We start from the raw sequence: 17,170 nt of genomic DNA on the forward strand, positions 1-17,170 counted from the left end.
CCACCGAAGGAACCACCCCACCACCACGCACCGACTCCACCAACCCACCCAACGAACCCCACACCCCACCCACACCAGGCAAACCACCCAAACCCCAAACATCCGCCCCCACCACAGCCCAACCCGAAACCCCACCCACCACACCGCTATCCACCACACCACCAGGCAGGGGTGACCACTCCATCGCGTACAGGCCGTCCACCCCGCGACCCGCCGTGCTCAGTTGGTGGACCGCGGCCGGTCGGGTGACGACCGAGTCCACGGTGAGCACCGGCGCCCCTACTGCGTCGGCCACGGTGACCCGTACGGCACGCTCGTCCGCCGTGCCCTGCTGGTACGGGGAGAGCTTGACGCGGACCGTGCCCGCTTCGGCGGCCCACAGGGCGACGCCGTTCCAGGCGAACGGCAGCCACACCTGCTCGGCGGCGGCTTCGGCATCAGCAGCGGCATTGGCCGCCGGCTCGTTCAACAGCAAGGCCGGCTGCAACGCGGCGTCGAGCAGGGTCGGGTGGATGCCGTACCCCTCCCGCTCCCCCGCGGCCTCGGGCAGTTCCACCTCGGCGTACACGTCCGCCCCGTGCCGCCAGGCCGCCTTGAGCCCCTGGAACGCAGGCCCGTACCCGTACCCGGCCTCGGTGGCCTGCGCATAGAAGGCTGAGATGTCCACTGCCGTGGAGCCGGCCGGTGGCCAGGCGCCGGACAGTTCCTCGGCCTTTTCGGCATCGGTGGCCGGCGGGCTCAGCACACCCTCGGCGTGGCACACCCAGTCCTCGTCGGCGCCCTCGCCCTCGCCGTGCGAGTAGATGCGTACGTCACGCCGTCCGTCCTGGGCGGCGGCGCTGACCACCACCTGGACCCGTACGGCGCCGGCGGCAGGAAGCGCCAGTGGCGTCTGGAGGGCAAGTTCGTCCACACCGCCGCAACCCACCTCGTCGGCGGCGCGCAGTGCCCATTCGAGGAGCGCGGCGCCGGGCGCGAGGACCACGCCGCCCACGACGTGCTCGGCGAGCCAGCCGTGTGACTGGGCCGAGAGACGGCCCGTCAGCACGTGCGAGCTGCCGTCGGCGAGTTCGACGGCCGCGCCGAGCAGCGGGTGCCCGGCAGAGCTGAGCCCCAGGTCAGTGGGGTCGCCGCCGCGTCCGCCGGTCCCGCTGAGCCAGTACCGCTGGCGCTGGAAGGCGTACGTGGGCAACTCCACGGTTCCCGGCCGCGGTGCGTCCGGGAACCAGCGGCCCCACTCCACGTCCAACCCGGCGGCGAAGGCCGACGCCACGGACTGCACCAACTGGTCGAGCCCACCCTGTTCACGGCGCAGGGTGGGAACGGCGGCGGCATGGATGCCCGCCTCGTCGAAGGACTCCTGGAGCCCGATGGTCAGTACGGGGTGGGTGCTGGCCTCGATGAAGACCCGGTAGCCGTCGGCGAGCAGGACGCGTACGGCGTCCGCGAAGCGGACCTGTTCGCGGAGGTTGGTCACCCAGTACGCGGTGGTCAACTCGCTGGTGTCGATCCGCTCGGCCGACACCGTGGAGTAGAACGCCACATCGGCCGCGGTGGGTGTGATGCCAGCCAGCACCTCGTGCAACTCGTCAGCGATCTCATCAACCTGCGGGCTGTGAGACGCGTAGTCCACATCAATCAGCCGCGCCCGACCACCGGCTTCCTCCAACGCCGTCACCGCGTGCTGCACGCGCTCCGGCGGACCCGAAATCACCGTAGAACCAGGCCCGTTGACCGCCGCCACACCCACACCAGCAGCCACCTCACCAAGCCCAGCCAGGAAATCAACCGCCCTGTCCTGACTGAGTGCGAGCGACGCCATCGCTCCGCCACCCGCCAACTTGCGCAACGCCTTGCTGCGCAGAGCCACGACCTTCGCACCATCTTCGAGAGACAGCGCACCGGCGACGACAGCCGCAGCAATCTCACCCTGACTGTGACCCACCACCGCAGCCGGCTTCACACCCTGATCCGCCCACACCGCAGCCAACGACACCATCACCGCCCACAACACAGGCTGCACCACATCAACCCGACCCAGGTCCGCGGCATCCACACCACCACGAAGAACCTCAACCAACGACCAGTCCACATACGGCGCAAGCGCCTGCTCACACTCCGCAACCCGCGCCGCAAACACCGGCGAAGACTCCAACAACCCCGCCCCCATCCCCACCCACTGCGACCCCTGACCAGGGAAAACAAGCACCGGGCCGACACCACTGGCGGCGACCAGGTCGCCGGGGTGGGTGACGTGGGCATGAGGTTCGCCCGCGGCCAGGGCGGTGAGGCCGGTGAGCAGGTCGTCGTGTGTGGTGCCGACGACGACCGCGCGGTGGTCGAAGGTGGCGCGGGTGGTGACCAGGGACCAGCCGACGTCGACGGGTGAGGCGCCCGGGTGGGCCGTCAGCCGGTCGGTGAGCGCCTTGGCCTGGGCCCGTAGCGCCTCGCCGCTGTGTGCCGAGAGCACCCACGGCAGGACGGTGCCGGTCGCGGTGGTGGAGGTGGTCGGGGCCGCGGGGGTTTCGGCCGCTTCCTCGGCGGTCGGTTCGGGGGCCTGTTCCAGGATCAGGTGGGCGTTGGTGCCGGAGATGCCGAAGGCGGAGACGCCGGCGCGGCGCGGGCGCTGCGGGTTCCACTGCACGGCCTCGGTGAGCAGGCGTACGGCGCCGCTGTCCCAGTCGACGTGCGGGGTGGGTGCGTCGATGTGCAGCGAGGCCGGCAGCATGCCGTGGCGCATCGCCATGACCATCTTGATGACGCTGGCGACGCCGGACGCGCCCTGGGTGTGGCCGATGTTGGACTTGGCCGAGCCCAGCCATAGCGGCTGGTCGGCGGGCCGGTCCTGACCGTATGTGGCCATCAGCGCGTCGGCTTCGATGGGGTCGCCGAGGGTGGTGCCGGTGCCGTGCGCCTCGACCACGTCCACCTCGGACGAGGAGAGTTCCGCGTTGGCCAGTGCCTGGCGGATGACGCGCTGCTGGGAGGGGCCGTTGGGGGCGCTGAGGCCGTTGGACGCGCCGTCCTGGTTGATGGCCGAGCCGCGGAGTACGGCGAGTACGGGGTGGCCGTTGCGGCGGGCGTCGGACAGCCGCTCCAGGATGAGCATGCCGGCGCCCTCGGAGAAGCCGGTGCCGTCGGCGGCGGCGGCGAACGGCTTGCACCGGCCGTCGGTAGCGAGCCCGCGCTGCCGGGAGAACTCGGTGAACAGGTTGGCGTTGGGCATGACCGTGACGCCGCCCGCCAGCGCGAGCGTGCACTCACCCTGGCGCAGTGACTGGGCTGCCAGATGCATCGCGACCAGCGACGACGAGCAGGCGGTGTCGATGGTGACCGCGGGCCCTTCGAGGCCGAGGGTGAAGGCGACCCGGCCGGAGACGACGCTGAGGGTGTTTCCGGTGAGCAGGTAGCCCTCGGTGCTGCGCTCGATGTGCGGGGTGCCGAAGCCGAGGATGCCGGCGCCGGCGTACACCCCGGTGGGGGTGCCCTTGAGGGTGGCGGCGTCGATGCCGGCCCGTTCGACGGCCTCCCACGCCACCTCAAGGAGGAGTCGCTGTTGGGGGTCCATGGCCAGCGCCTCGCGCGGGCTGATGCCGAAGAAGGCGGCGTCGAACTGGTCGGCGCCGTCGATGAACCCACCCTGGCGCACGTAGCTGGTGCCGGGGTGGTCCGGGTCGGGGTGGTAGAGGCCCTCCAGGTCCCAGCCGCGGTTGGTGGGGAAGGCTTCGATGGCGTCGCCGCCGCTGGACACCAGGTCCCAGAAGTCCTCGGGTGAGGCGATGCCGCCGGGGAACCGGCAGGCCATGCTGACGATGGCCACCGGTTCCTGGAGGCGCTCTTCGACCTCACGCAGGCGTTGCCGGGTCTGCCCCAGGTCGACCGTGACCCGCTTCAAGTACTGACGGAGCTTCTCTTCCGTTTCCGACATCTGTGCTCGCTCCTCCATCAGGGCAGTTCACGGTCGATAAGCGCGAACATCTCGTCGTCCGAAGCGGAGTCGATGTCGCTGAAGTCAGATCCGCCGGGCCCGTCGGCGCTCTCCTCGTTGACCTTGCTGAGGAGGCCGGTCAGGCGTTTGGCGATGCGTGCTCGGCCCTCGTCGTCCAGGGCCAGGGCGCCGAGGGTGTGTTCCAGCCTGGCGAGTTCGCCCAGGACCGGGTCTGCGGCGTCCGGTCCTGCGGGCGCCTCGTCGGCGGGGGCGATGCGCTGCAACAGGTAGTCGGCCATCACCGTCGCCTCCGGGTAGTCGAAGACGAGGGCCGCCGGGAGCCGTAGGCCGGTGGCCGCGGAGAGCCGGTTGCGCAGTTCCACGGCGGTCAGCGAGTCGAAGCCGAGTTCCTTGAAGCTGGCGTCGGCGGGCACGGCGTCCACGTCGGGGTGGCCGAGTACGGTCGCCGCGTGGGTGCGGACCAGGGTCAGGAGCGTCCGCTGCTGTTCCGCGGTGGGCAGTCCGGCGAGCTTGCCGGCCCAGTCCGTCGTGTCGGGCTCGGCCGTTGCGCTGGCCGTGCGGCGGGTCCTGGCGCCGGTCGGGGCCGGGGTGGCCAGGCCGCGCAGGGGTGCGGAGAGCCCTTCGGTGGGTTGGTCGGCCAGGGCCCGTAGGTCGAGGTCGGCGGCGATGAGGTGGGGTGCGCCGTGTCCGGTGGCGGCGTCCAGCAGGGCCAGGCCGTGCGCGGTGGCGATGGGGTTGACGCCGGAGCGGGACATACGGGCCAGGTCGGCTTCGGCGAGGTGGCCGGTCATGCCGCTGGCGTCGGCCCACAGGCCCCAGGCGATGGAGACGCCGGGCAGGCCCAGGTCGCGGCGGTGGGCGGCGAGCGCGTCGCAGAAGGCATTGGCCGCCGAGTAGTTGGCCTGGCCGGGGCCGCCGAGGGTGCCGGCGGCCGAGGAGAAGATGACGAACAGGCCGAGGCGGTGGCCGGCGGTCGCGGCGTGCAGGTTGGCCGCGCCGGCCGCCTTCGCCTGCCACACCCGTTCGACTCGCTCCGGGGTCTGGGAGGCGATGACGGCGTCGTCGAGCACGCCCGTGGCGTGGATGACGCCGGTGAGCGGGTGGGCCGGGTCGACGTCGGCGATGAGGCCGGCGACGGCCTGTGCGTCGGTGACGTCCACGGCGGCGATGCGCACCTGGGCACCGAGGTCGGCGAGGTGGTCGGCGAGTTCGTCGGCCCCGGGCGCTTCGGCGCCGCGTCGGCTGACGAGCAGCAGGTGGCGCAGGCCCCAGGTGCGTACGAGGTGTTCGGCGACGAGGGCGCCGAGGGTTCCGGTGCCACCCGTGACCAGGACGGTGCCTTCGGGGTCGACCGTCGCCGGCACGTCGAGTACGAGCTTGCCCGTGTGCTTGGCCTGGCTGAGGTGGCGCAGCGCCTGCCGGGCCCTGGCCAGCGGCCAGCCGGTGACCGGTGCCGGCCGTAGCTCGTGGGAGACCAGCAGGTCGCGTACGGTGCGCAGCATTTCGCCGACGCGGTCGGGGCCGGCGTCGGGCACCAGGTCGAAGGCGGTGTAGCGGACGCCGGGGTGGGCCTCGGCGAGCTCGGCTTGCGGGCGGATGTCGGTCTTGCCCATTTCCACGAAGCGTCCGCCGTCGGTGAGGAGCCGCAACGAGGCGTCGACGAACTCGCCCGCCAAGCTGTTGAGCACCACATCCACACCCCGCCCACCAGTCGCCTCCCGGATCACCGACTCGAAGCCCAGATCCCGCGAGTTCGCCCGATGCCCCACATCAACACCCAACTCCTCCAACACACCGTGCTTGGCAGGACTCGCCGTCGCAAACACCTCAGCACCCAGATGACGCGCGATCTGCACCGCCGCCATCCCCACCCCACCCGTCCCCGCATGAATCAACACCGTCTCACCCGCAGCCAACCCACCCAAATCCACCAACCCGTACCAAGCAGTCAGGAACACCGTCGGCACCGCGGCGAGTTCGCGTAGGCCGAGTCCGGTGGGGAGGGGGGCGACCAGGCGGGCGTCGGCGACGGCGAGGGGGCCGAAGGCGCCTTCGAAGAGGCCGAAGACGGTGTCGCCCGGGGCCAGTTCCGTCACTCCCGGGCCGATCTCGGTGATCGTGCCGGCGCCTTCGCTGCCGCGGAAGATGCCGTTGCCCGGGTACATGCCGAGGGCGATGAGGACGTCGCGGAAGTTGATGCCGGCGGCGTGCACGGCGATCCGGACCTGGCCCGCCGCGAGCGGTTCCAGGACCTCGGGACAGGCGAGGGGGACGACGCTGTCGACGGTGGCGGTCCCCTCGGACGCCAGCCGCCAGGCGGTGGTGGCGGCCGGGCCGACCAGTTCGCTGCCGATCGCGCCGGCTCGCCGCATGCGCGGGGCGAGCACCCGGCCCGTGCGCAGGGCGAGTTGTGGTTCGTCCAGGTCGACGGCGCGCAACACCGTCTCCACCGGTGCCTGCGCGTCGGCCTCCGCCGCCGGGTCGAGGTCCAGGAGGACGACGCGGCCCGGGTTCTCGGCCGCGGCGCGGCGGACCAGGCCCCACACGCCGGCCGCGGCCGGGTCGATGGCGCTGGTGCGGGGGGTGTCGCCGGCGGTGCCGGGGTCGGTGTCGTCGGTGCTGACGGCGCCGCGGGTGACGATGACGAGGCGGGTGTCGAGCAGGCGCGGCTCGGCCAGCCAGTCCTGCACCAGGGCCAGGACGCGCTGGGTGAGGGCGAGCCCGGCGCCGGCCGCCTCGGGGACCGTACGGGCCTCTGTCCCGGCTTCGGGTACGGCGCTGAGCAGGGCTGTCGTGGGCGCCGGGGTGCCGGCGTCCAGGGCGGCGGCCAGGGCGGCGACGTCCGGGTGGGAGCCGACGGTGGAGCCGTCCGGGACGGGCAGCCCGGCGAGTTGGAAGGTGTCGGCGCCGAGGACCGCCCAGCCGCCGGTGGCCGAGCGGCCGGGTCCTTCGTTGTCGGACGGGGTGCCGACCGGGCCCCACTCCAGGGTGTAGAGGCCGTCGGTGCCGGGGGCGCCGGCGGTGCGGAGCTGGTCGGGGCGGGCGGCCCGGAGGACGAGGGCGTCGGCGCTGAGCACCGGGGCGCCCACCGCGTCGGCCACCACGACCTGGAGCGACCGTTCGTCGTCGGTGGTCGCCGCGCCGGGTGTGAGGCGTACCCGCAGGGTGCGGGCGTCGGTGGCCCACAGGGTGAGGCCGTGCCAGGCGAACGGCAGCCACAATCGGTCGGTCGGCTCTGCGGTCTGCTCGGACGGCTGGTCGGTGGCTTCGCCGGGGCCGGTCAGCAGCCGGGCCGGGTGCAGGGCCGCGTCCAGCAGCGCCGGGTGCAGGCCGAAGCCGTCCGGGGCGCCGGCCGCGTCCGGCAGTTCGACCTCGGCGAGCACGTCGGGGCCGTGCCGCCACAGGGCGCTCAGGCCCTGGAAGGCCGGGCCGTAGCCGTAGCCCGCCGTGGCGATCTGCGCGTGGAAGGCGTCGACGGACAGCGGCTCGGCGCCGGCCGGGGGCCAACTGCCGGCCAGTTCCCGGCCGCCTTCGCCGGCGGGTGCGGGCGGGGCGAGGACGCCTTCCGCATGGCAGGTCCAGGCGTCGTGGTGGCCGGCCTCGCGGTCGGGGCGCGCGTACAGCCGCACGTCGCGGCGACCGTCCGGCGTGGCGGCGGTGACGACGACCTGGAGGCGCACGGCGCCGTCGGCCGGCAGCACCAGCGGGGCTTGCAGGGTCAGTTCGTCGACGCCCCCGCAGCCGACCTCGTCGGCGGCGCGCAGCGCCCATTCGGCGAGGGCGGCGCCCGGTACGAGGACGGTGCCGGCCACCGTGTGGTCGGCCAGCCACGGGTGGGCGGGGAGGGCGATGCGCCCGGTCAGGACGTGGGTGCTGCCGTCGGCGACCTCCACTGCTGCGCCCAGCAGCGGGTGTCCGGCCGCAGTCAGGCCGACGTCGGACAGGTCGCCGAGGGGGCCGCGGTCGGCGTCGAGCCAGTACGAGGCGCGTTGGAAGGCGTAGGTGGGCAGGTCGATGACGCGCGGGCGGCGGCCGGTGGCGAACCAGGGGGTCCAGTCGACGGCGACGCCGGCGGTGAACGCCTGCCCGACGGAGCGGACGAGTTGCGCAGGGCCGCCCTGGTCCCGGCGGAGGGTGGGCACCGTGGCGCCGGTGGTTCCGCTCTCCTCCAGGGTCTCCTGGAGTCCGACGGTGAGCACCGGGTGGGTGCTGGCCTCGATGAACACCCGGTGTCCGGCGGCGAGCAGGGCACGTACGGCATCGGCGAAGCGGACCCGCTCGCGCAGGTTGGTCACCCAGTAGGCGGTGGTCAGCTCGCTGGTGTCGATGCGCTCGGCGGTCACCGTGGAGTAGAAGGGCAGGCTGGTGCTGGTGGGTTGGATGCCGGCGAGCAGCTCGTGGAGCTCGTCGGTGATCTCGTCCACCTGGGGGCTGTGGGACGCGTAGTCGACGTCGATCAGCCGGGCCCGGCCGCCGCTCTCCTCGCAGTGTGTGACGGTGTGTCGGACCTGCTCGGGCGGGCCGGAGACGACGACCGAGCCGGGGCCGTTGACGGCGGCGATGCTCACCCCGGCCGCCGCGTCGCCGAGGTCGGCCAGGAGTTCCACGACGGCTTCTTCGCGCAGGGCGAGGGAGGCCATGGCGCCGCCGCCGGCCAGTCGGCGCAGCGCCTTGCTGCGCAGGGCGACCACCTTGGCGCCGTCGGCGAGCGTGAGGGCGCCGGCCACCACGGCCGCGGCGATCTCACCCTGGCTGTGGCCGACCACCGCGGCCGGTGTCACACCCTGGTGGGACCAGACCTCGGCGAGCGAGACCATCACGGCCCACAGCACGGGTTGGACGACGTCCACCCGGCGGAGTTCGGCGGCGTCCACTCCGCCGCGCAGCACCTCGGTCAGCGACCAGTCCACGTACGGGGCGAGTGCCTGCTCGCACTCCGCGACGCGGGCGGCGAAGACGGGGGACGCCTCAAGCAGGCCGGCGCCCATGCCCACCCACTGGGAGCCCTGGCCCGGGAAGACGAGGACCGGGCCGGTGGCGGTCGCGCCGGTGGCGGGGGCCTCGGGTCCGACCAGCCCCGGGTAGGTCTCGCCGGCGGCCAGGGCCTCCAGGCCGACGAGGAGTTCGTCGCGGTCCTGGCCGACGACGACGGCCCGGTGGTCGAAGACGGCACGGGTGGTCGCCAGGGACCAGCCGACGTCGGCCAGATCGAGGTCGGGGTGGCGGGTGAGGTGGCGGGTGAGGGCGGCGGCCTGGTCCCGGAGGGCCTGCGGGTCACGGCCCGAGATGATCCAGGGCACGATCGCCTCGGCCGGCTGGCGACGGGCCTGGTCTCGCTCCTGGCCCTGCTCCTGTTCCTGTCGCTGGCCTTGCTCCTGCGACGGTTCGTCCGACGCGCCGTGCCGTGCGTCCTGGGGCGCGTCGTGTGCCGGAGCCTGTGCCGCGCCGTCTGCCGTGTCCTGCGGTACGTCCTGTGCTGCGCCAGCCGTGCTGTCGGACGGGGTGTCGGCAGGGTGGGACGGCGTCGGCTCGGGGACCTGTTCCACGATGACGTGGGCGTTGGTGCCGCTGATGCCGAAGGAGGACACGCCCGCCCGGCGCGGCCGGTCCCGCTCCGGCCAGGGGGTCTGTTCGGTGAGCAGCCGTACGGCCCCGGCCTCCCAGTCCACGTGCGGGGACGGGGTGTCGATGTGCAGCGAGGCCGGCAGCACGCCGTGCCGCATGGCCTGCACCATCTTGATGATGCCGGCGACGCCGGCGGCGGCCTGGGTGTGTCCGATGTTGGACTTGATGGAGCCGAGCCACAGCGGGTCATCGGCCGGCCGGTCCTGGCCGTAGGTGGCGAGCAGTGCCTGTGCCTCGATGGGGTCGCCGAGCGTCGTCCCCGTCCCGTGCGCCTCCACCGCGTCCACGTCCGCGGTGGTCAGTCCGGCGCTGGCCAGGGCCTGGCCGATGACACGCTGCTGGGAGGGGCCGTTGGGGGCGGTGAGGCCGTTGCTGGCACCGTCCTGGTTGATGGCCGAACCACGGATGACGGCCAGCGGGCGGTGGCCGTTGCGGCGCGCGTCGGAGAGCCGTTCCAGCAGGAGCAGGCCCACGCCCTCGCCCCAGCCGGTGCCGTCGGCGGCTGCCGCGAACGGCTTGCACCGGCCGTCGGTGGCCAGGCCGCGCTGCCGGGAGAACTCGACGAAGGTGTTGGGGGTGGCCATCACGGTGACGCCGCCGGTCAGCGCGAGCGAGCACTCGCCCTGCCGGAGCGCCTGCGCGGCCAGGTGCAGTGCCACCAGCGACGACGAACAGGCCGTGTCCACGGTCATCGCCGGGCCTTCGAGGCCGAAGGTGAAGGCGACCCGGCCGGAGGCGACGCTCGGCGTGCTGCCCGTCATCAGGCGGCCCTCGACGCCTTCCGGGGCGCGGCCGATGAAGCGGCTGCCGTAGTCGTCGTACATCACGCCGGTGATCACCGCGCACTGGCTGCCGCGCACGCTGGCGGGGTCGATGCCGGCCGACTCGAAGGTCTGCCAGGCGGTCTCCAGGAGCAGCCGCTGCTGCGGGTCGGTGGCCAGCGCCTCGCGCGGGCTGATGCCGAAGAAGCCCGCGTCGAACCGGTCGGCGTCGTGCAGGAAGCCGCCCTCGTCGGCGTAGCTGGTGCCGGTGTGGTCGGGGTCGGGGTCGAAGAGTTCGCCCAGCGGCCAGCCGCGGCCGGTGGGGAACGGGCCGATGGCGTCCGTGCCGGAGGCAACCAGCCGCCACAGGTCGTCGGGCGAGCTCACGCCGCCGGGGTACTGGCAGGCCATGCCGACGATGACGATCGGGTCCGCGTCGCTGACCTTGGGGGTCGCGGCGGGCAGGTGCACGGTGGCCGCGGCGCCGGTGAGCTCGGTACGGAGCATCGCGACGAGGGCGTCCGGGGTCGGGTAGTCGAAGATGACGGTGGCCGCCACCCGGATGCCGGTGCTGGCGCTGAGCCGGTTGCGCAGGTCGAGCGCGGTGAGCGAGTCGAAGCCCAACTCCTGGAAGGCCCGGCCGAGGTCGATGGTCTCCGGGGCCGGGTGGGCGATGACCGTGCCGATCTGTTCCCGTACGAGCTCGGCCACCAGTCGGTCCTGGTCGGCGGTGGACAGTCCCGCCAACCGGGCGGCGAAGGTGGCGGCGTCGCCGCCGCCGGAGGTCGCAGCGGCCCGCGGGGTGGCCGACACCAGGCGGCGCAGCGCCGGCGCCAGCGGCGCGCTGCGGGCCTGGTCGCGGAGGACGCCGAGGTCGAAGCGGGCGGGCAGCACGGTGGCGTGCGGGGTGGTCAGGGCCGCGTCCAGCAGGGCGAGCGCCTGCTCGGGGGGTACGGCGGCGACGCCGGAGCGGGTCATCCGGGCCAGGTCGGCCTCGCCCAGGTTCTCGGTCATGCCGCCGGCCGAACCCCACAGGCCCCAGGCCAGGGCGGTGCCGGGCAGGCCCTGGGCGCGGCGGTGTTCGGCGAGCGCGTTGAGGAAGGCGTTGGCCGCCGCGTAGTTGGCCTGGCCGCCGCTGCGTACCACGGAGGCGGCGGAGGAGAAGAGGGCGAAGACCGCCGGGGCGTGCTCGCGGGTGAGGTGGTGCAGGTGCCAGGCGGCGTCCAGCTTGGGTGCCAGGACGGCGTCCAGCCTGGCGGGGGTCAGGGTGTCGATGACGCCGTCGTCCAGTACGCCTGCGGTGTGCAGGACGGCGGTCAGCGGGTGGGCGCTGGGGACCGCGTCGAGCAGGGTGGCGAGTGCGGCGGGATCGGCGGTGTCACAGGCGGCGACGGTGACCTCGACCTGTTGGCCCGCATCGGCGGCGAGGTCGGCCAGCTCCGCGGTGAAGGCGTCGATGCCGGGCGCCGCCTGGCCGCTGCGGCTGACCAGGAGCAGGTGCCGGGCGCCGTGGACGGTGAGCAGGTGGCGGGCGACCTGCCGGCCCAGTGCGCCGGTGCCGCCGGTGATCAGGACGGTGCCGTCCGGGTCGAGCGTGGGCGCGGTGGCCTGCGGGGCGGGCCGGAACGGGGGCAGCCGTGGGACGCGGGCCGCGCCGGCGCGCCGCGCCACCGCGTCCTCGGCGCCCGCGACGGCCGCGGTCACCAGGGCGGGCAGGGCGTGCCACGACGCGGGGTCGTCGTCGGTGTCGAGGAGGAGCAGCCGGCCCGGGTGCTCGGCCTGCGCGGAGCGGACCAGGCCCCAGACGGGCGCGGTGGTGAGGTCGGCGGGCGGCTCGTCGGGGTGGGTCTGGACGGCGCCGCGGGTGGTGACGACGAGCCTGGCGGCGGACAACTGCGCGTCGGCCAGCAGGGTTTGGAGTTCACCGCGCGCCCGGTGTGCCGCGGCCCGCACCTGGTCGGGTAGCTGGCCGGCGGCTGCGTCGGGCGCCGGCTCGCGGTCCTGCTGCGCGGGGCACAGCAGGAGCACGGTGGTGGGTGGTTCGGCGCCGGCTGCGAGGGCCGCGCCGAGGGCAGCGGCAGCGGCGTGCCGGGACGTGCTGCCGGTGCCGCCTTCGGTGGGCAGTTCCAGGTCCGGGCCGGTCGGCCCGACGAGTGCCCAGTGCCCTTCGACGGGCACGGGCTGCGGGCCCGGGTGGGGCAGCCAGTCGAGCCGGTAGAGGGTGTCGTCGGCGGTGCGGGCGGCCCGCCACTGGTCGGCGGGGATCTCCCGGACGCCCAACTGCTGCACGGTGGCGACCGGGTTGCCCTGCTGGTCGGCGAGGTCCAGCCGGACCTGGTCGGCCGCGGTCGGGGTGAGGCGGACACGCAGCCTGGCGGCGCCGGTCGCGTGCAGCCGTACCCCGCCGAAGGTGAACGGCAGCCGTACGGTCTGCGGCTGCGGCGGCGCGTCGCCGCCGGTGCCCCACAGCTCTTCGAGCGGGTGCAGCACGCTGTCCAGCAGGGCCGGGTGCAGGCCGTACGCGGCGGCATCGGCGCGCTGCTCGGCGTTCAGGCGCACCTCGGCCAGGACGTCCCGGCCGCTGCGCCAGGCCGCGTGCAGGCCGCGGAAGGCGGGCCCGTAGGCGTAACCCTGGTCGGTGAGCCGCTGGTAGAGGTCGGCCACGTCGATGGGTTCGGCGCCGGCGGGCGGCCAGGGTGTGTCGTTCTGGGACGTCGGGGTGGCGCCGGGCGCCGTGGTGATGACGCCCGTCGCGTGGTGGCGCCAGGTGTCGGCCGTGCCGGTCGCGGTGGTCTCGTCCTCCGCCGGCCTGGAGTGGACGGCGATGGGGCGCCGGCCGGCCGTGTCGGGGGCCCCGACGGCGAGTTGCACCTGGACCGCCCCGGAGGCGGGCACGATCAGTGGGGCTTCCAGCGTCAGGTCTTCGACCAGGTCGCAGCCGGCGCGGCCGGCGGCCAGCAGGGCCAGTTCGAGGAAGGCGGTGCCCGGCAGCGGGACGGTGCCCTGGATGGTGTGGTCGGCCAGCCAGGGGTGGGTGCGCAGGGAGAGCCGGCCGGTGAGCAGCAGGCCGCCGTCCGCCGGTTCCACCACGGCGCTGAGCAGCGGGTGTTCGGTGGCGCCGAGCCCGGCTGCGCGCACGTCGCCGGTGGTGTCGGGGACGGGGCGCCAGTAGCGCTGCCGCTGGAAGCGGTAGGTGGGCAGCGGTACGCGGCGGGCGCCGGCGGGCAGCGCGGCGGCGAAGTCGACGGTGCCGCCGTCGTTGTGGAGGTGGGCGAGCGCGGTGAGCAGGGTGCGCGGTTCCTCGCGTCCCTTGCGCAGTGCGGTCGCGAACACCGGCTCACCCGGGCCGTCGGTGTCGGTCAGGGCGGCCTGCGCCATGGTGGCGAGGACGGCGTCCGGGCCGAGTTCGAGGTAGCGGACCACGCCTTCGCGGTGGAGGGTGCGCAGGCCGTCGTGGAAGCGTACGGGTTCACGGACGTGGCGCACCCAGTACTCGGGGTCGGTCAGTTGCCCGGCGCCGACGAGTTCGCCGGTCAGGTTGGAGATCACCGGCAGGTTCGGGGCGTGGTAGGTCAGCCCGGCGGCGACCTCGCGGAACGCGTCGAGCATCGGGTCGAGCCGCGGCGAGTGGAAGGCGTGGCTGACGCGGAGTCGCTTGGTCTTGTGGCCCCGGGCGCGCAGGGTCTGGGCGATCTCTTCGACGACGTCCTGGTCGCCGGAGAGCACGACGGCGGTGGGCCCGTTGACGGCGGCGAGCGAGGCCCGGTCGGTGCGGCCGGCCAGCAGTTCTTCGACCTGTGCGGCGGTGGCCTCGATGGCGGCCATCGCGCCACCGGCCGGCAGCGCCTGCATCAGCCGGCCGCGTGCGGCGACCAGCGTGCAGGCGTCTTCCAGCGACAGCACGCCCGCCACATGGGCGGCGACGATCTCGCCGACGGAGTGCCCGGTGAGGTAGTCGGGGGCGTACCCGAGGGAGGTGACGAGCCGGTAGAGCGCGGTCTCGACGGTGAACAGGGCGGCCTGGGTGAGACCGGTCTGATGGACCGGGTGGGTCGCTGTGCCGGCGGCCTCTTCAGCCCCGGGGGTGTGGCCGGCCTCGGCAGCCTCCTTGCCGTCGGCGGCCCGGCCGGGCTCGGGAGCGTCGGGGGCGAAGAGGACCTCGCGCAGCGAGATGCCGAGCAGCGGGTCGAAGTGGGCACAGGCCGCGTCGACGGCAGCGGCGAACTCCGGGTAGGCGGCGTACAGTTCGCGCCCCATGCCGGGGTACTGGCTGCCCTGGCCGGTGAACAGGAACGCGGTGTCGCCGGGCCTGGCCGGGCCCGGCGCCCGGGTGAGGTCGGGGTGCGGGCGGCCGTCGGCGAGCGCGTGCAGGGCCTCGGTGAGCTGGGTGCGGCTGGCTCCGACGAGTACCGCCCGGTGCTCGAACGCGGACCGGGTGCGGGCGAGCGACCAGCCGATGTCCCCCGGGGCGAGCGCCGGGTGGGCCGCCAGGTGGTCGGCGAGCGCGCGGGCCTGGTCGTACAGGGCCTGCTCGGTACGGCCGGAGAGCACCCAGGGCAGCGACCGCGCGACGGAGCCGGCGGCGCCTTCCGCGACGGTCTTCCCTGCGGTGGGTTGCTCCGCGGTGGCGTTCCCTGCCGTGGGTTGCTCGGTCGCGGCTTGCTCCGCGGTGGCTTGCCCGGCCGCGGGCGCGTCCTCCGCCGCGGCCGGGGGGGGCTGGGGCCAGGCCGGGGGCGGGTCCAGGATGAGGTGGGCGTTGGTGCCCGAGATCCCGAAGGAGGAGACGGCGGCCCGGCGCGGGCGCTCGGTGCGGGGCCACGGCACGGGCTCGGTGAGCAGCCGTACGTTGCCGCTGTCCCAGTCCACGTGCGGCGTGGGCGCGTCGACGTGCAGGGTGCGGGGCAACTCCTGCTCCCGCATCGCCATGATCATCTTGATGACGCCGGCCGCGCCCGCGGCCCCTTGGGTGTGTCCGATGTTGGACTTGACCGAGCCCAGCCACAGCGGCTGGTCGGCCGGCCGGTCGGGACCGTAGGTGGTCAGCAGGGCGTGCGCCTCGATGGGATCGCCCAGCCGGGTGCCCGTGCCGTGTGCCTCCACCGCGTCGATGTCACCCGGTACGAGCCTGGCGTTGGCCAGCGCCTGGCCGATGACCCGTTGCTGGGAGGGCCCGTTGGGGGCGGTGAGGCCGTTGCTCGCACCGTCCTGGTTGATGGCCGAACCGCGGAGGACGGCCAGCACCTCGTGGCCGTTGCGCTGCGCGTCCGACAGCCGTTCCAGCAGGACCAGGCCCACGCCCTCGGAGAAGGCGGTGCCGTCGGCCGCGGCGGCGAACGCCTTGCAGCGGCTGTCGGCGGCCAGCCCGCGCTGCCGGGCGAACTCGGTGAACACGTTCGGGATGGCCATCACGGTGACGCCGCCGGCCAGCGCGAGCGAGCACTCGCCCTGCCGCAGCGCCTGGGCGGCCAGGTGCATGGCCACCAGCGACGAGGAGCAGGCGGTGTCAACCGTCACGGCCGGGCCTTCGAGGCCCAGCGTGTACGAGACGCGGCCGGAGAGCACGCTCGGCGCGTTGCCGGTGACCAGGTAGCCCTCGGCGCTGCGCTCGATGTGCGGGGTGCCGAAGCCTGGCAGGGCGGCGCCCGCGTAGACGCCGGTGGGCGAGCCCTTGAGCGTGTGCGGGTCGATGCCGGCCCGCTCCAGGAGTTCCCAGGAGGTCTCCAGGAGCAGCCGCTGCTGCGGGTCGATCGCCAGCGCCTCGCGGGGGCTGATGCCGAAGAATTCCGGGTCGAATTCGGCGGCCTCGTAGAGGAATCCGCCCTGCCGTGCATAGCTCGTACCCGCATGGTCGGGATCTGGGTGGAAGAGGTTTTCCAGGTCCCAGCCGCGGTCGGTGGGGAATTCGCCGATGGCGCTTTCCGCAGCGGCCACCAGGCGCCACAGGTCCTCCGGTGAACTGACCCCGCCCGGATAGCGGCAGGCCATGCTGACCACGGCCACCGGCTCCTGGGATCGCTCCTCCACCTCGCGCAGGCGCGCCCGCGTGCTGTGGAGGTCGCTGGTCACCCGGCGTAGATAGTCGACCAGCTTTTCTTCATTCACCACGGAGGGTCACCCGGCTTTCAGCGATGTTCGCAACCAAGTAATTCATGACAAGCCAAGTTCGTTATCGATGAAGTTCACGAGTTCGTCCGCCGACGCGGTCTGGAGCATGTCCGCCGCCTCGTCCGTACCTGCCGCCGTTGCGCTCTTGGCCTTCCACGTCGCGAGCAGCGCCTCAAGGCGCGCGGTGACCGCGCCCGCGTCCAGGTCCGCGACGGCGGCGCCGGTCAGGGCGCTTTCCAGCCGGGAGAGTTCGGCGAGCAGCGGATCGGGGCCACTGGTGGCGGGCGGGGCGCTGCCGGGGGCGAGTTGGCCGAGCAGGTGCTCGGCGAGCGCGGCGGGCTCGGGGTGGTCGAAGACCAGGGCGGCGGGGAGCCGTAGGCCGGTGGCTGCGGCGAGCCGGTTGCGTAGTTCCACCGCGGTCAGCGAGTCGAAGCCGAGTTCCTTGAAGGAGGTTTTGGCCTGTACGGCGCCGGGGTCGGGGTGGCCGAGGACGGTGGCGGCGTGGCCGCGGACCAGGTTGAGGAGCGTGCGGTGCCGCTCGCCGGCCGACAGCGCACCGAGGTGGCCCGCGAGGTCGGCCGGGTCTTGGGCGGCGGCTGCGGTGCGCCGCGGGGCGCCGGCGGCGGCGAGGGTACGCAGCGGGGCCGGCAGCGCCGCGGCGGGCCCCCCGGCGCGGGCCCGCGGGGGCCGGCGGCGGGCGGGGCGCGGCGGCAGGGCGGGTGCGCCCGCC

3 protein-coding genes are annotated in these 17,170 nt (G+C 74.0%); all 3 read right to left on the reverse strand.

From position 1 onward, the window contains the following. On the reverse strand, positions 1–3,928 hold a 3,928-nt coding region (locus tag AAHZ94_RS11700; protein WP_349992763.1), incomplete at its 3' end, for a type I polyketide synthase. A 17-nt stretch (positions 3,929–3,945) separates the two neighbouring features. Beyond that, the gene (locus tag AAHZ94_RS11705) at positions 3,946–16,440 is read right to left on the reverse strand and encodes an SDR family NAD(P)-dependent oxidoreductase (protein ID WP_349992764.1); all 12,495 of its coding nucleotides are present in this window, start codon (positions 16,438–16,440) and stop codon (positions 3,946–3,948) included. A gap of 42 nt (positions 16,441–16,482) precedes the next feature. Further along, the coding region (locus AAHZ94_RS11710) for a phosphopantetheine-binding protein (RefSeq protein ID WP_349992765.1) at positions 16,483–17,170 on the reverse strand (688 nt) is incomplete at its 5' end.

The sequence above is a fragment of the Streptomyces sp. HSW2009 genome (genome assembly GCF_040240285.1).
Lineage (GTDB): Bacteria > Actinomycetota > Actinomycetes > Streptomycetales > Streptomycetaceae > Streptomyces.